14 protein-coding genes are annotated in these 14,909 nt (G+C 65.1%); 8 read left to right on the forward strand and 6 right to left on the reverse strand.

From position 1 onward, the window contains the following. Positions 1–160: 160 nt before the first annotated feature. From ACXJL8_RS14325 to ACXJL8_RS14350, 6 genes are all read right to left on the reverse strand, one after another. Positions 161–646, reverse strand: coding sequence for a redoxin family protein (locus ACXJL8_RS14325; RefSeq protein ID WP_456685134.1), 486 nt, complete (start codon positions 644–646; stop codon positions 161–163). A gap of 108 nt (positions 647–754) precedes the next feature. Further along, positions 755–1,309 (reverse strand): DUF924 family protein, encoded by a 555-nt coding sequence (locus ACXJL8_RS14330; RefSeq protein ID WP_456685135.1) that lies wholly within the window; start codon positions 1,307–1,309, stop codon positions 755–757. Between the two features lie 27 nt (positions 1,310–1,336). Continuing rightward, positions 1,337–3,022, reverse strand: coding sequence for a long-chain-fatty-acid--CoA ligase (locus ACXJL8_RS14335; RefSeq protein WP_456623605.1), 1,686 nt, complete (start codon positions 3,020–3,022; stop codon positions 1,337–1,339). Between the two features lie 189 nt (positions 3,023–3,211). Then, complete coding sequence (locus tag ACXJL8_RS14340) at positions 3,212–4,672, reverse strand: D-alanyl-D-alanine carboxypeptidase family protein (RefSeq protein WP_456685136.1); 1,461 nt, start codon at positions 4,670–4,672, stop codon at positions 3,212–3,214. A gap of 175 nt (positions 4,673–4,847) precedes the next feature. After that, positions 4,848–6,644 carry a glucan ABC transporter ATP-binding protein/ permease gene (locus ACXJL8_RS14345; protein WP_456685137.1) on the reverse strand — a complete coding sequence of 599 codons (1,797 nt, stop codon included), beginning with the start codon at positions 6,642–6,644 and terminating at the stop codon, positions 4,848–4,850. Positions 6,645–6,735: 91 nt separating this feature from the next. After that, positions 6,736–7,785, reverse strand: a complete 1,050-nt coding sequence (locus tag ACXJL8_RS14350) for an ABC transporter substrate-binding protein (RefSeq protein WP_456623602.1) — start codon at positions 7,783–7,785, stop codon at positions 6,736–6,738. Between the two features lie 227 nt (positions 7,786–8,012). Between ACXJL8_RS14350 and ACXJL8_RS14355 the strand changes: the two genes are divergently transcribed. From ACXJL8_RS14355 to ACXJL8_RS14390, 8 genes are all read left to right on the forward strand, one after another. Next, positions 8,013–8,390 carry a hypothetical protein gene (locus ACXJL8_RS14355; protein WP_456623601.1) on the forward strand — a complete coding sequence of 126 codons (378 nt, stop codon included), beginning with the start codon at positions 8,013–8,015 and terminating at the stop codon, positions 8,388–8,390. 118 nt (positions 8,391–8,508) lie between these two features. After that, positions 8,509–8,913, forward strand: a complete 405-nt coding sequence (gene hisE / locus ACXJL8_RS14360; protein WP_456623600.1) for a phosphoribosyl-ATP diphosphatase — start codon at positions 8,509–8,511, stop codon at positions 8,911–8,913. A gap of 194 nt (positions 8,914–9,107) precedes the next feature. Continuing rightward, the gene (locus tag ACXJL8_RS14365; RefSeq protein WP_456623599.1) at positions 9,108–9,710 is read left to right on the forward strand and encodes a YqaA family protein; all 603 of its coding nucleotides are present in this window, start codon (positions 9,108–9,110) and stop codon (positions 9,708–9,710) included. A gap of 99 nt (positions 9,711–9,809) precedes the next feature. Further along, entirely contained in the window at positions 9,810–10,349 is a 540-nt protein-coding gene (locus ACXJL8_RS14370) for a hypothetical protein (RefSeq protein WP_456623598.1), read from the forward strand. A gap of 35 nt (positions 10,350–10,384) precedes the next feature. Beyond that, positions 10,385–11,785: an aspartate ammonia-lyase gene (locus ACXJL8_RS14375; protein WP_456685138.1), complete on the forward strand. Its 1,401-nt coding sequence runs from the start codon at positions 10,385–10,387 to the stop codon at positions 11,783–11,785. 261 nt (positions 11,786–12,046) lie between these two features. Further along, positions 12,047–13,015 (forward strand): NAD(P)H-dependent flavin oxidoreductase, encoded by a 969-nt coding sequence (locus tag ACXJL8_RS14380; protein ID WP_456623596.1) that lies wholly within the window; start codon positions 12,047–12,049, stop codon positions 13,013–13,015. 187 nt (positions 13,016–13,202) lie between these two features. Beyond that, the gene (locus tag ACXJL8_RS14385) at positions 13,203–13,976 is read left to right on the forward strand and encodes a thioesterase family protein (RefSeq protein ID WP_456623595.1); all 774 of its coding nucleotides are present in this window, start codon (positions 13,203–13,205) and stop codon (positions 13,974–13,976) included. Between the two features lie 649 nt (positions 13,977–14,625). Continuing rightward, positions 14,626–14,874 (forward strand): hypothetical protein, encoded by a 249-nt coding sequence (locus ACXJL8_RS14390; RefSeq protein ID WP_092186600.1) that lies wholly within the window; start codon positions 14,626–14,628, stop codon positions 14,872–14,874. Positions 14,875–14,909: the final 35 nt, after the last annotated feature.

The raw sequence follows: 14,909 nt of genomic DNA on the forward strand, positions 1-14,909 counted from the left end.
CTCTCCGCCGTCATCCCGGCGAAGGCCGGGATCCATAACCACAGGATTGGGTTTAGCGAAGACTCGCGGTTGCCAGCTCGCGCGACAATTCCACCCTGTGGTTATGGGTCCCGGCCTTCGCCGGGACGACACCGAGAGTGTGGCAGCGCGCCGGGCCGCCTTACAGCTGCCCCAGCAGCGTATCGCCGCCGGAGACCTCGACCTTGCCGGGCATCGCCTCGAGGTTCAGCTTCTTCACTACGCCGTCCTCGACCAGCATCGAGTAGCGCTTGGAGCGGATGCCGAGGCCGTTGCCGGAGGCGTCGAGCTCCATGCCGATCGCCTTGGYGAAATCGGCATTGCCGTCGGCGAGGAAGGTGGCCTCGTCGCGCTGGTCGGTGTCGCGCTTCCAGGCGTTCATGACGAAGGCGTCGTTGACGGAGACGATGGCGATGGTGTCGACGCCCTTGTCCTTGATGGCGTAGGCGTTGAGGAAGATGCTCGGCAGATGCATCTTGTGGCAGGTGCCGGTGTAGGCGCCGGGCACCGCGAACAGCGCCACCTTCTTGCCCTTGAAGATATCGTCGGTGGTCTTCACCTGCGGACCTTCCGCCGTCATCACGCGGAATTTCGCCTCGGGCAGCTTCTCGCCAATCTGGATCGCCATCGTCAGTCTCCCTGAAAATCGGTCCCGCTTTTTAGACTGTGCGGCGGGCCTGCACAATATTGCCGTCGGGAGAAGCGGTGAGGCGCGCGGCCTTTCACCGTGATGTCATCAGCCGGCAAAGCCGCCATTGTCGAGAAAGGCCTGCTCGTMCGGCGTGGTGTCGCGGCCGAGGAGGCGGTTGCGGTGGGGGAAGCGGCCGAACCGGCGGATGATGTCGGCATGCTCCCGGGCGTATTTCAGGTTCTCGGCATTGTCGGTGTCCTGAAACAGCGCCACGCAGTGCAACTGGTCCGGCAGGTGCTCGGAATGCATGAAGGGCAAATAGAGGAATTCGAGCAGGACGGGGTCGATCCTGCGATCGGCGCCCCGATCGATGGCGCGGCGGGCGACATCGCGCGCCGGCGCGTCGCTGGCAAAGGCCTCGGGCGTGCCGCGGAACATGTTGCGCGGAAACTGGTCGAGCACGATGACGAGCGCCAGCGCCCCGTCGTCGCTTTCCTCCCAGGACGCCAGCCGGCCGGCGGCCGCCTGCTGCCAGAGCGCGAGAAAGCGGCGCCTGACCTCCGCATCGAAAGCGTCGTTGCGCTCGTACCAGGCGTCGCGGCCGGCCTCGCGCCAGAAGGCGAGAATGCCGGCCGGGCTGATGTCGCCGATGTCAGTCATGAACCCAAGCCGTGCCTTGAGACGTGCCTAGGCCGCCTCCGCCTTCTTCTCGTCACGCAACTGCCGGCGCAAAATCTTGCCGACATTGGTCTTGGGCAGGTCGGTGCGGAATTCGATGTGCTTGGGCACCTTGTAGCCGGTGAGCTGTTCGTGACAGAACTTGATCACATCCTCGGCGGTGAGGTTGGGATCCTTCTTCACCACGAAAGCCTTCACCGCCTCGCCAGACTTGGAGTCGGGGACGCCGATCACGGCGCATTCGAGCACGCCCGGATGGCTCGCGATCACTTCCTCGATCTCGTTCGGATAGACGTTGAAGCCGGAGACCAGGATCATGTCCTTCTTGCGGTCAACGATCTTGGTGTAGCCCTTCTCGTCCATCACGCCGATGTCGCCGGTGCGGAAGAAGCCGTCGGCCGTCATCACCTTGGCGGTCTCCTCGGGCCTGTTCCAGTAGCCCGACATCACCTGCGGGCCCTTGGCGCAGATCTCGCCGGGCTGGCCGAGCGGCACCTCGTTGCCGTCGTCGTCGCGGATCGAGATCCAGGTCGAGGGCACGGGAATGCCGATCGAGCCGGAGAACTCGGTCGTGGTCGCCGGGTTGCAGGTCAGCGTCGGCGAGGTCTCAGACAGGCCGTAGCCTTCGGCGATGAAGCAGCCGGTCACCGCCTTCCATTGCTCGGCGACGGGCCGCTGCACGGCCATGCCGCCGCCGTTGGAGATCTTCAGCTTGGAGAAGTCGAGCTTCTTGAAGTCGGGATGATGCATCAGCCCGTTGTAGAGCGTGTTGACGGCCGGGAAGCTGTTGACCTGGTACTTCGCCAATTCCTTGACGAAGCCGGCGATGTCGCGCGGATTGGGGATCAGCAGATTGCAGCCGCCGGCGCGCACCGCGAGCAGGTAGCAGGCCGTCAGCGCGAAGATGTGATAGAGCGGCAGCGCGCAGACGATCAGGAGCTGGTCGATCTGCGGCGGCTGCGCCAGCGCCGGCTGGAGCCAGGCATCGTTCTGCAGGACGTTGGCGACGATGTTGCGGTGGAGCAGCGTGGCGCCCTTGGAGACGCCGGTGGTGCCGCCGGTATATTGCAGGAAGGCAACGTCGCCGGGCGACAGCTTCGGCTTGCTGAGCGTCATGCCGCGGCCGGCCGAGAGCGCGTCGTTGAAGGGCACCGCGCCCGGCAGCGACCAGGCCGGCACCATCTTCTTGACGCGGCGGACGACGAGATTGACGATCACGCCCTTGAAGCCGAGCAGGTCGCCCATGCTGGCGACGATGACGTGCTTCACGGCCGTCTTGGCGATCACCTGCTGGACGGTGTGGGCGAAATTCTCCAGCACGATGACGGCTTCGGCGCCGGAATCCTTGAGCTGATGCTCGAGCTCGCGCGGGGTGTAGAGCGGGTTGACGTTGACGACCGCAAAACCGGCGCGCAGCACGGCGGCGGTCGCTACCGGATATTGCAGCACGTTCGGCATCATGATCGCGACGCGGGCGCCGCGTTGCAGGCCTCGGCCTTGCAGGTAAGCGGCCAGCGCCAGCGACATCTGATCGAGGTCGCGATAGCTGATCGACTTGTCCATGCAGATGAACGCCTTGCGGTCGGCGAACTTGGCGAAGCTCTCCTCCAGCAGGTCGACCAGCGATGCATATTGGGTCGGCTCGATGTCAGCAGGCACGCCGGGCGGATATTGCTTGAGCCAGATGCGCTCCATGGAAACTCCCCTCTCTTTTAGAGCCCGTTGTGTCTCGGGCTTGCCTCGTTGCTGCCAGTATCGAACCTGCCGGAACAGGTGGCAAGCCGCCGAGGATTATGGCAAAGGCCGGGAAGTGGCTACTGGAATCGTCGCAAACCGCGCTGCCGCAGTTGCGAAGGGCGGGCGCGGTCGCGCCTCGAGGCGCCGTTAACTGTTGTTGGGCGGCTTGGCGGCGGGCTTGGTCGCAGCCTTGGGCTTGGCGGGCTTCGCCGCCTGATCGCTGCTTGCAGCGGGCTTCTCCGCGGGCTTGGCCGCCGCATGCCTGGTTCCAGCCGGCTTGACCGCGCTCTTGGTGTCGGGCTTGGCAACCGGCTTCGCCGCCGCCGTCTTGGCATCCTTGCTCGTGTCCTTGCCCGCGTCCTTGCCAGCATCCTTGGGCTTGTCGGCCGCGTCAGGCTTCTTGGCCACGCGCGACTTCTTGCCACGCGGCTTTGCCGTCACCTGCTGGTCGGCATCGGCGGYGACCGCCGCGATCAGGGCGGTGCCGGTGCGGGTCGGGCCGGTATAGACCAGCACCGGCTCGGCGGAGGCCGCGGCCGAGGCCATCAGCTCGGAGGCCTTCATCAAGGGCGGCTGCAGCCCGGCGGTGAAGAAGGTCACCTGGGCTTCGCCGCCGGTGGCGGAGGCCGATCCGGCCGTGCCGCCATTGGTTGCGATCAGCGCGTCGTCGTCGTCGCTGGCCGGCCGCTTGCGGTGGCCGCCGCACATGTCCTCGCGCAGGTTCGGCGGCGAGGCGTCGACCGGCACGAGGTTTTCGACGGTGCCGAGCGAGGGACGCAGCCACGACAGATTGTCCTGGCTGAAGCCGCGCTCCAGGAGCTGCGCCGCCTTCACCGCGCGCGCGGTGCCGGAGTTCGCGCCGAGCACCACCGCGATCAGCCGCCGGCCGTTGCGCGTGGCGGACGCCACGAGGTTGTAGCCGGAGGCGCAGATGAAGCCGGTCTTGAAACCGTCGGCGCCGGGATAGCGGCCGATCAGCTTGTTGAAATTCCCGGTCACGCGCTTGCCGAAGCGGATCGCCGGGATGTGCACGAAATACTCGTATTCCGGCAGGTCGCGCAGGAACGAGCGTGCCAGAATTCCGAGATCCCGCGCTGACGTGATCTGGCCGTCGGCAGGCAGGCCGTTGGGATTGACGTAGCTCGTCTGCGTCATGCCGAGCTTCTTCGCGGTGTCGTTCATCATCGCGGAGAAGCCGTCGATCGAGCCGCCGACGCCTTCGGCGAGCACCACGGCCATGTCGTTCGCCGACTTGACCATCATCATCTTCAGCGCGTTGTCGACGGTGAGCTGGGTGCCCGGCCGGAAACCCATTTTCGAGGGCGACTGCGAGGCCGCCGTCGGCGACACCGTGAGCAGCGTGTCGAGCGTGAGCCTGCCGTCCTTGACCGCCTTCAGCGTCACATAGGCGGTCATGATCTTGGTGACGGAAGCGGGATACCAGGGAATGGTCGCGTTATCCGCCTGCAACACCTTGCCGCTGTCGGCTTCGATCAGCAGCAGCGCCTCGGCGCTTGCCGCGCGCGGCGCAAGCAGCGCAGCCAATGCGATGGCCGCGGCGAAAAGATTCAGCAGGGAGTGGCGAAGCAGCGGGCGAAAGACGTGCACTATCCGATTCCGGTCCTGGGAGATCCGCCGGTTCCGGGCGGTCCTCGTGATCTGAGTTTCGGGTTTGAAATTCGGCGCCGCCGCTTGCGGCGATGCAAACCTATACCGGCTCGTTCGCCGAGAACAGGGGTTCAGAGCGGTATTCAGCGATGAAATAGGCCGAATTTCGACGGTCCTACCGGGACTTGACCGCCGAGGCAGCGGCCTCGGCCGCCGTCACGCTGGCCCGTGCGTGCTCCTGCACCATGAACTGCGCCTTGGCGAGCTCGGCAAAATGGCCGCCTTTGGCCACGAGTTCATCGAAAGTTCCGCTTTCGATCACGCGCCCATTCTCGAACACCAGTATCCGCGTGGCATTGCGGATGGTGGACAGGCGGTGGGCGATCACGAAAGTGGTGCGGCCCCTCATCACTTCGTCGAGAGCGGCATTCAGCTTGGCCTCGGTGACGGCATCGAGCGCGCTGGTCGCCTCGTCGAGGATCAGGATCGGCGGGTCTTTCAACAGCGCCCGCGCAATCGACAGCCGCTGCCGCTCGCCGCCGGACAGCATGCGGCCGCGCTCGCCCGCATTGGTCTCGAAGCCGCCGCTGCGCTCGATGAATTCGAGCGCCTGGGCGCGCTCGGCCGCGAGGCGCAATTCCGCCTCCGTCGCGTCCGGCCTGCCGACGCGCAGATTCTCCGCGATCGAGCGGTTGAACAGCAGCGCCTCCTGGAACACGACGCCGATGTTCCGCCGCAGCGACGTCAGCGTCACGCCGCGCACGTCCATGCCGTCGATCCTGATGAAGCCGGACTGCGGATCGAAGGCGCGGTGCAGGAGCGCGATCGCGGTGGATTTTCCGGCGCCGGTCGCGCCGACCAGCGCGATGGTCTGTCCCGGCAGCGCGGTGAAGGAGAGGTCCTCGACCGCCGGCCGCTTGCCGTCATAGGAGAAGGTGACATCGTTGAACTCGACGAGGCCCGAGAGCCGGCCGGCATCGATGGCGTCGGGCCGGTCGTGCACCGCGGGCACCGCATCGAGCACGTTGAAGAATTCGCGCAGGCGCGGCGCTTCCATGAACACGTTGTTGATGAAGCTCACGACCTGCTCGAGCTTCTGGATCAGAAGCGTCGCAAAGCTCACGAACATCACGATCTCGCCGACGGTGGTGAGCCCCTGGTCGTGCAGCGCGATGCCGAAGGTGAAGATCGCCAGCACCGTGATGGTGGTGGAAGCCCGCGTGATGACGGTGACCAGCGCCCACCACGACAGCACCGGCATCTGCGCCGCGAGCAGCTGGTCGGCGACGGAGCGCAAGCCCTTGACCTCGGATTCGACGCGCACAAAGCTCTGCACCAGCGCGACATTGCCGAGCGCGTCGGAGGCGCGCGCGGAGAGTTCGCTGTAGTGCTCCTCCACCGCCATCTGCATGCCGAAGGTCCTTCGCACCACGAAGGTCGTGAGCGCGGTGAAGACGATGCAGAGCACGAACAGCAGGATCGCCAGCCGCCAGTTCAGATAGAGCGACAGCGGCAGCAGCACCACGACCGACAGGATCGCGGCAAAATGCTCGCGGAAGAAACCGAGCCATAGCCGCCACAGCGCGTCGGTGCCGTTGAGCATCACCTTCATCAGTCGGCCGGAATGGGTGCCGGAGTGGAAGGTCAGCGGCAGTTGCAGAATGTGCTCGAAATAGTCGGTCAGCACCGCCTGGCGCTGGCGGTGGGAGAGTCGGTCGGCTTGCAGCGCGACAAGCGCGCTGCAGGCGATCGTGAACAGCCCGAACGCGACCCAGGCCATGAGGTACGGCCAGGCCGAACTCGATCCGGCCACCGTCTTGCCGGAGAGCACGTCGACGATCCGGCCGAACAGCACGGGCTCGGCGAATTGCGAGGCGGCAAGCAGGAGATTGGCAAACGCCAGCAGCCAACCCAGCCGCGCCTCCTTGCCGAGCAGCTCGAGAACACGGGTGTAGAGGYTGAAAATGGACATGCGGGCGAGGAACTCGGGCGGATAGAACGAGGTGAGCCCATATTCTAATCTGGGATCGCCCGCGAGATACAGCGGAAGCTGTCAGTTTTGCTCACTTGATCAGCCGGCTTTCGACAGGCGGCAGGAACCGGTCGTCGAAGATATCGCCCGCCACCGGCTTCTTGCGGAATTTGAAATCCTGCGCGATCTGGTCGATCGAGCGCTCCAGGCGGACCGGATCGACGCCGCCGAGGCCGTTGCGGCGAGCCTCGTCGGTCACGATGTTGTCGATCAGCACCGTGCGCAGGCGTTCCAGCTCCAGATCGCGGTCGCCATCGTCGATGCGGCTTGCGGCCTCGTCCGCCGCCCGCGGCGGCTCCTTGAGGGTCGCGTTGATGCCGGCGATCAGGGCGCGGACAAATCCCTTCACCGCCTCCGGCTTCGCCACGGCGAACGCGGGATTGGCCACCACGGCGAAGCCATAGGCCTCGCAGCCATAGTCGGCATAGCGCAGCACGACGAGATCGCCTCCGGGCACGCCGCGGTCGCGCAGGTTCACCGCCGAGAGATAGCTGAAGCCGGCGACCGCATCGACCTGTCCCGCGGAGAGGATCGGCTCGCGCACCGCCGCGCTCATCTTGTGGAATTTCACACGCTCGGGGTTAATGCCGTTCTGCTGCGCCAGTGCCGGCCACAGCCGCATCGACAGATCGCCGTCGGCAACGCCGACGGTCTTGCCGTCGAGATCGGGCAGGAGATGAACGCCGCGGCTCCTGCGTGCGACGATCGCATACGGCGCGCGGTTGAACAGCACGAACACCGCCTTGACCGGCGCTGCATCGGCCTTGTCGCGAAAACGGATCAGCTCGTTGATGTCGACGAGCGCGAGTTCGCTGTCGCCTTTGGCGACGCGTGCGAGTGCCTCCGGCGATCCGGCCGCATTGTTGAAGGACACGTTGAGACGCTCGGCGGCGTAGCTGCCGTCCTTCGCGGCGACGAAAAACGGCGCCATGCTTGCGTCGACCGGGCGATCGAAGGTGAAATGGATCGCAACGGAGGGCGCAGCGGTCTCCGCCGCATCGACGGCGCGGGCTGTCAGCGCGGCAAGCGAGATCGAAAGAGCCAGCACGCAGCGCAAGGCGATCGTCTTGAATCCAGACATCAGTCGCGCCGGTCCCGCATTGTTGTGGTTTCGTGACGCTCGCAGCGCCGGCAGGCGGCCAGTCTGTCCGCGCCAACATGAACGGCGGATGAGCGGCGGTTGCGTCATGATCACGCAACCCTGTTCATCTTGTGTTGGGGTTGAGGAACCCAACATGGGCCGCGGGTGTTTGAAAGACATGAGCCTGTCCACAGGCACCATTGGAGGTCCCAAGGAGGGTCCGAGACATGTTTGACCGATTTGCGAAATTCGCCGGCCGCAAGGCCGTCCTTGCTACCGCTGCGGTGCTGGCGCTGACCGCAATGGCCCCGACCGCCTCATACGCGGGAGGCCGCCACTGGCATGGTGGTGGCGGCGGCGCGGCGGCTGCCGCAGCCTTTGCCGGCATCATCGGCACCGGGCTTGCGATCGCTGCAACCCGCGACGCCTACGCCTATGACTACGGTCCGGGCTATTATGGCGGCGGTCCCGTCTATTACAGCGGCCCGACCTACTACGGCGGCGGCCCCTATTACGGTCCGGGTCCGAACTATCAGTACCAGCGCTACGGCGGCACCGCTCCGTCCGAGCTCTGTGGCCAGGGCTACTACACGAACTGCTACTAGCTTTGGCTACCAAGGGTTGACCACAACAGGCCGCCGCGGTTGCCGCGCCGGCCTGTTATTTGCTTTTATCGTCGGGCGTTAACGCGCTCGCCATTGGTTTAGAGTAGTTTTGAGTACCATGAGTGATTCGCTTGAGCGGCTATATCTGGCTGTGCTCGCGGCCAGAGACCTTGATCCGGCTACATCGCGCACGGCCCGGCTGTTTCAGCGCGGCCCCTCCAAAATGGCGAAGAAGCTGGCCGAAGAGGCCATCGAAGTCGTGATCGACGCGGTCAACGGCGATAGCGAGGCCGTGATCCGGGAGAGCGCCGATCTGCTCTATAATCTCACCGTGCTCTGGGCCTCGGCCGGCGTCCGCCCCGAGGATGTCTGGCGCGAGATGGCACGGCGTGAAGACATGCTCGGCATTGCCGAGAAACTGCCGAAATCGCCGATGAAGCTGCCTAAAGTCGCGTCACCGCGCGTTGCCGCCCGGCGGCCAATTGTCGCGCTCGAGGGGCGCGTGGCGCGCAAGCGCCATTAAAGCGCGATGGGATCGGGAAAAATCGTCATCGCGCTTCTGGTGATTGTCTGAGCATGACCTCCGCGCGAACGCGTTCCGCGTTTGTCGCGAGGGAAAACCGCGGCACAGTTTGCGCCAACGCAGCCCTTCGGGGCCGGATCATGCTTTTAAAACGTCACAATTCGCCCAAAACTCGCGATGGACAAATCCGTCCCATGGTGCTTCATCGCGGCGCCATGCTGAAACGTATCTACGACTGGTGCATCGACGCCGCCCACAAGCCCTACGCGCTCTGGATCATGGGTGCCGTGGCTTTCGCAGAAAGCTCCTTCTTTCCCGTCCCTCCGGACGTGATGCTGATTCCGATGTCACTGGCGCGCCCGCAGCGCGCCTGGCTCTACGCCGCGGTCTGCACCGCGACCTCGGTGGTGGGCGGTCTCCTGGGCTACGCCATCGGCGCGCTGCTGTTCGACTCGGTCGGCCATTGGCTGATCCAGGTCTATGGCCTCGGCGACAAGGTCGAGGCCTTCCGCGCCTCCTATGCCGAATGGGGCGCGGTGATCATCCTGCTCAAGGGCCTGACGCCGATCCCCTACAAGCTCGTCACCATCACGTCCGGCTTTGCCGGCTACAATATCGGGCTGTTCATCCTGTGCTCGATCGTGGCGCGCGGCGGACGTTTCTTTATCGTGGCGATCCTGCTCAACCGCTATGGCGACTGGATCCGGGTCAGGATCGAGAAGCATCTCGGATTGTGGGTGGCGATCGGCGCCGCGGTGCTGGTGCTCGGCTTCGTGGTCGCGATCAAGCTGATCTAGCATCCATCGCGACAAACGCGGAACGCGTTTGCACGGAGATCATGTTCTATCAGTAACGCTCGCTTTGCCTCCGCGCCGGCTTCGGCTACGGTTGCCGTCATGATGGTTCGATCCGGCAATCCGGCCCTGCGGCTGGGGACGCTGACTTCAGCAGCACTGTTGCTCTTGCTCGGCGCCGGCGGGTCCGGATGGCCGCAATCCACGCCGCCGGCGCTCGGCCTGCAGGAGCAGGGCCCGCAGGCCGCGCCGTCGCCATCGACACCCGCTCCACAGGCGCCGCCCGCGCGCGAGGAGAATCCCGGGCTGATCAACGAAATGGGCAAGCTGTTCGACAAGCTGCCCTCGATCCTGCCGCCGATCAAAAGCCCGAGCGAGACCATGAACGACCTGTCGCGCCTGGCGAAGCCATCCACCATGATCTCGGGCCGCGTCGCTTGCCCGGCCTCGCAAAACGGCGCACCGGACTGCAAGCAGGCCGCCGACCAGCTCTGCCAGAGCAAGGGCTACAGGGAAGGCAAGAGCCTGAACGCCGACTCCGCCGAAAAATGCTCGGCCAAGGTGCTGATCCCGGGCCGGGCCCGCAAGCCCGACGACTGCCGCACCGATACGTTCGTCACCAGCGCGCTGTGCCAGAACTGATGCGATGACCTGCGCGCGAGCAACAAGGAGTGCCCATGAGCCGCACGGAGCAGGACTTCCTCGGACAGCGTGAGATCGCCGACGACATCTACTACGGCGTCCAGACCATCCGCGGGAAGGAGAACTTCCACATCACCGGCATTCCGATGAACCAGGAGCCTTACTTCGTGAAGGCGCTCGGTTACGTCAAGAAGGCCGCCGCCATGGCCAATCGCGACCTCRGTGCGGTCGACGCCAAGGTCGCCGACGCGATCATCCTCGGCTGCGATCGCGTCATCGCCGGCGACATGATGGATCAGTTCGTCACCGACTTCATCCAGGGCGGCGCCGGCACCTCCACCAACATGAATGCCAACGAGGTGATCGCCAATCTCGCGCTGGAATCGCTTGGCTTCAAGAAGGGCGATTACCAGCATGTCAGCCCCAACGATCACGTGAACTACGGCCAGTCGACCAACGACACCTATCCGACCGCGTTCCGGCTGGCGCTGATCCTGCGGCTCGAGAGCTACATGACCGCGCTGCGGCAGCTCCAGGAGGCGTTCTTCGCCAAGGGCCGGGAGTTCGAGCGCGTGCTGAAGATGGGCCGCACCCATTTGCAGGACGCCGTGCCGATGTCGCTGGGGGCCGAATTCCGCGGCTGGGGCACCACGATCGGCGAGGAGGTCGACCGCATCTCGGAAGCCCGCGCGCTGCTGCGCGAGATCAATCTCGGCGCGACCGCGATCGGCACCTCCGTCACCGCGGCGCACGGCTATCCCAAGCTCGCGGTCCGGCATTTGAGCGCGCTCACCGGTGTCGATTTTGTCCTCGCCGGCGACCTCGTGGAGGCGACCTCCGATACCGGCGCCTATGTGCAGCTCTCCGGCGTGCTGAAGCGCACCGCGAGCAAGCTGACAAAAATCTGCAACGACATCCGCCTGCTCGCCTCCGGCCCGCGCGCCGGCTTCAACGAGATCAACCTGCCGCAGCTCCAGCCGGGCTCCTCGATCATGCCGGGCAAGGTCAATCCGGTCATCCCCGAGGTCGTCAACCAGACCAGCTTCCTGGTCATCGGGCTCGACACCACGGTGACGCTGGCGGCCTCTGCCGGCCAGCTCCAGCTCAACGTGATGGAGCCGGTGATCTCATTCGCGCTGTTCTTCTCGATCCGCACCATGGAGCGTGCGGTCAACAGCCTGCGCGAGAACTGCGTCGTCGGCATCACCGCCAACGAAGAGCACACCCGCAACATGGTGCTGAATTCTCTTGGTATCGTCACGGTGCTGAAGCCGCTGCTCGGCTACAAGCAATGCGCCGAGATCGCCCGCGAGGGCTACAAGAGCGGCAAGTCGCTGCACCAGATCGTTGTGGTCGAGCGGAAATTGCTCACGCAGGAGAAGTGGGACGAGATGTTCTCGTTCGAGCGGCTGATCAATCCGGATCTGATTGCGTAAACTCGGTCTCTCCTCCCGTCATTCCGGGGCGCGCGAAGCGCGAACCCGGAATCCATTTTGCCATTCACGCTGAGGCCCGATGGATTCCGGGCTCGACGCTGCGCGTCGCCCCGGAATGACGGAAGAGGAATTCCGCGCGTTGGAATTGCGGTAGCCGCATCCGCCCCGGCGTCAAAACGCAATACTTGACAGTGGAAAGATTGCCTTGTTGGTATGGCTCCAAAGCTTTCGATTGGCCTGCCAACAAAGGATCGTTTCGCGATGTCCATGCCTGCCTTGTTCAAGGGGCGCCTGTCGATCCCGGTGATCGGCTCGCCGCTCTTCATCATCTCGGTGCCCGATCTCGTGATCGCGCAGTGCAAGGCGGGGGTGGTCGGCTCGTTTCCGTCGCTGAACGCGCGTCCGCCGGAGCTGCTCGACGAGTGGCTGGCGCGGATCACCGAAGAGCTCGCGGCCTATGACCGCGCGCATCCCGACAAGCCGTCGGCGCCGTTCGCGGTCAACCAGATCGTGCACAAGTCGAACAACCGGCTCGACCACGACATGCAGCTCTGCGCCAAGTACAAGGTGCCGATGATCATCTCCTCGCTCGGCGCACGCGAGGAGCTCAATCAGGCCGTGCACGGCTGGGGCGGCATCGTCTTCCACGACGTGATCAACCAGAAATTCGCGCACAAGGCGATCGAGAAGGGCGCCGACGGCCTCATCCTGGTCGCGGCCGGCGCCGGCGGCCATGCCGGCACGATCTCGCCGCTGGCTTTCGTCGCGGAAACGCGAAAGTGGTTTGACGGCCCGATCGCGCTGTCGGGTGCGATCGGCAACGGCAAGGCGATCCGCGCCGCACGCGTACTCGGCGCCGACTTCGCCTATATCGGCTCCGCCTTCATCGCCACCAAGGAAGCCAATGCGGTCGAGAAGTACAAGGAGATGATCGCGGGCGCGACGGCCGACGACATCGTCTATTCCAATCTTTTCACCGGCGTGCACGGCAACTATCTGAAGCCGTCGATCCTCGCCGCCGGCATGGATCCGGAAAACCTGCCGACGTCGGATCCCTCCAAGATGAATTTCGGCACCGACGCCTCCGGCGAGCGCGCCAAGCCGAAGGCCTGGAAGGAGATCTGGGGCTCAGGGCAGGGCATCGGCAGCGTGGAGAAGGTCATGCCCGCAGCCGAGCTGATCGCGCGCTTCAAGAAGGAATACGACGAGGCGATCGATCCGCCGCTGTGATGTCCGTTTGGCGCGCCATATCTCAGCGTCGTCCCGGCGTAGGCCGGGACCCATAGCCACCGGACGTAATTCTGCGAAGACTCGTGGCTACCTATCTCGCGCCACACTACGCCCTGTGGGTATGGGTCCCGGCCTTCGCCGGGACGACACCTTTTGCTGAACTCCGAATGTGCACCACGGAGAAACGATGACCGCCATCTACCGCGTCGACGGCAACAGCGTCGTCACCAGCCCGGATGCCGCGGGTCCGTGGGACCGGCGCATGCAGCACGGCTCCGCGCCGGCGTCGCTGGTGACGTGGGCGGCCGAACGCATTCCGACGCCGGTCGCGATGGATATCGCCCGCGTCACCATTGACCTGATGCGCCCGGTGCCGGTGGCGCCGCTCACCATCGCCACCGAGGTCTTGCGCGAGGGCCGCAAGATCCAGCTTTGCGAAGTGAAGCTTCTGGCCGACGGCGTCCAGGTCGTCGGCGCGACCGTGCTCAAGATCAAGCGCCAGGCGCTGACGCTGCCCGACGACGTCAAGCAACTGCCGGTCGACTTGCCTGCTCCCGAGGACTCCCTTGTCGAGGACGGGCACGCCGCCACCAGCCCGTTCGTGCGCTTCGTCTCGATGCGTGCCGCGCGCGGCCGCTTCGGCCAGGCCGGCGCCGGTGCGGTCTGGTTTCGCGTCGACCATCCCCTGATCGAGGGCGAAACGATCTCGCAGGCGATGCGCGCGGTGGTCGCTGCCGATTTCTCCAACGGCACTGCCTCGACGCTCGACTTCCGCGCCTGGACCTACATCAACGCCGACCTCACCGTGAGCTTGTCGCGCCAGCCGGTCGGCGAGTGGATCCTGCTCGACGGCGAATCCTGGATCGGGCCCGACGGCACCGGGCTCGCGATGTCGCGGCTTGCGGACAGGCAAGGCTATTTCGGTCGGGCGGTGCAGAGTCTCGTGATCGAGAAGCGGTGAGCGTGACGGCTTACAGCGCGGTCACTCCAGGAGCTACTTGCAAGAGCTACTTGAATGGCAGACTTCCGCCGCCGCGGAAGGGATGCCCTGGTCGCGAACCTCTTCTTGTCCGGAGGCCTCTTGTTCGACGCCAGCGTCCTGCCAGTTCAACTGCCGTAGACGATCTTGATCTCCCACAGCAGGACTATAATAGCCGTGATCAACGTGATCGCAGCCAACGCACTTTCCAAGGAAGCGACTCTCATCTGACACTCCGCTTCCCAGCCCCATCAGCGGTCTAGTTGATTCGTGGATTCGCCCGCAATTGCGCGGGCAACGGGCCCGTGCACTCCGTGGCGCGTTGTTGTTTCGGAGTCACAACGACCCCGTAGAACCCCGGGCTGGAACCGCTGACATGCGCCGGCTTTTCGCGCGACGCGGGTGCTCTGGCACAACCACCACCGCGACCAACATTGTTCGCCTGCGGGCAATCTTCCGCCGCCCGTTGCGGCTGCCGGCGCCGGCCGTGCCTGCGACCGCGTGAGCCCGAAACGCACACCGCCGCAGTTAATCCCGCATGCCTCCGCCCCGCCGCACTTAACGGCGGATTAACCATCGCCCGCCAAGAATCCCCCTCACGGCCGCCAATCAGGACCGAGAGGGACAGGCGATGGACTTCGATTTTCTCAACTCCAAAACGGCAGCTTCGCTGGACGAAATCCGCGTCCGCGTGGCCCATGCGCTGGCCCGCCATCCGCTGTGCCGCAATGTGCGCTTCGACATCGTCAGCGTCCCGCGCACCCGCCGGGGCGGCAACTGGACGGTGACGCTGCAATCGGTCGAGCCGCGCGCGGTCTGGGAAGCCTCCGAGATCGTCGCCGACATCCAGGATGCCTACGACCTGGCGCTAGCCGCTTGATTTCGTTGAATTTTTCCGACGGTGTCGCCGTAGTC

Source organism: Bradyrhizobium sp. P5_C11_2, from assembly GCF_054049755.1.

Excerpts from the sequence above, each read along its gene's own strand:
- ACXJL8_RS14335 (WP_456623605.1), bottom strand. The coding sequence starts at position 3,022 with ATGGAGCGCATCTGGCTCAAGCAATATCCGCCCGGCGTGCCTGCTGAC.
- ACXJL8_RS14350 (WP_456623602.1), bottom strand. The coding sequence starts at position 7,785 with ATGTCTGGATTCAAGACGATCGCCTTGCGCTGCGTGCTGGCTCTTTCG.
- ACXJL8_RS14355 (WP_456623601.1), top strand. The coding sequence starts at position 8,013 with ATGTTTGACCGATTTGCGAAATTCGCCGGCCGCAAGGCCGTCCTTGCT.
- hisE (WP_456623600.1), top strand. The coding sequence starts at position 8,509 with ATGAGTGATTCGCTTGAGCGGCTATATCTGGCTGTGCTCGCGGCCAGA.
- ACXJL8_RS14365 (WP_456623599.1), top strand. The coding sequence starts at position 9,108 with ATGGTGCTTCATCGCGGCGCCATGCTGAAACGTATCTACGACTGGTGC.
- ACXJL8_RS14370 (WP_456623598.1), top strand. The coding sequence starts at position 9,810 with ATGATGGTTCGATCCGGCAATCCGGCCCTGCGGCTGGGGACGCTGACT.
- ACXJL8_RS14380 (WP_456623596.1), top strand. The coding sequence starts at position 12,047 with ATGTCCATGCCTGCCTTGTTCAAGGGGCGCCTGTCGATCCCGGTGATC.
- ACXJL8_RS14385 (WP_456623595.1), top strand. The coding sequence starts at position 13,203 with ATGACCGCCATCTACCGCGTCGACGGCAACAGCGTCGTCACCAGCCCG.
- ACXJL8_RS14390 (WP_092186600.1), top strand. The coding sequence starts at position 14,626 with ATGGACTTCGATTTTCTCAACTCCAAAACGGCAGCTTCGCTGGACGAA.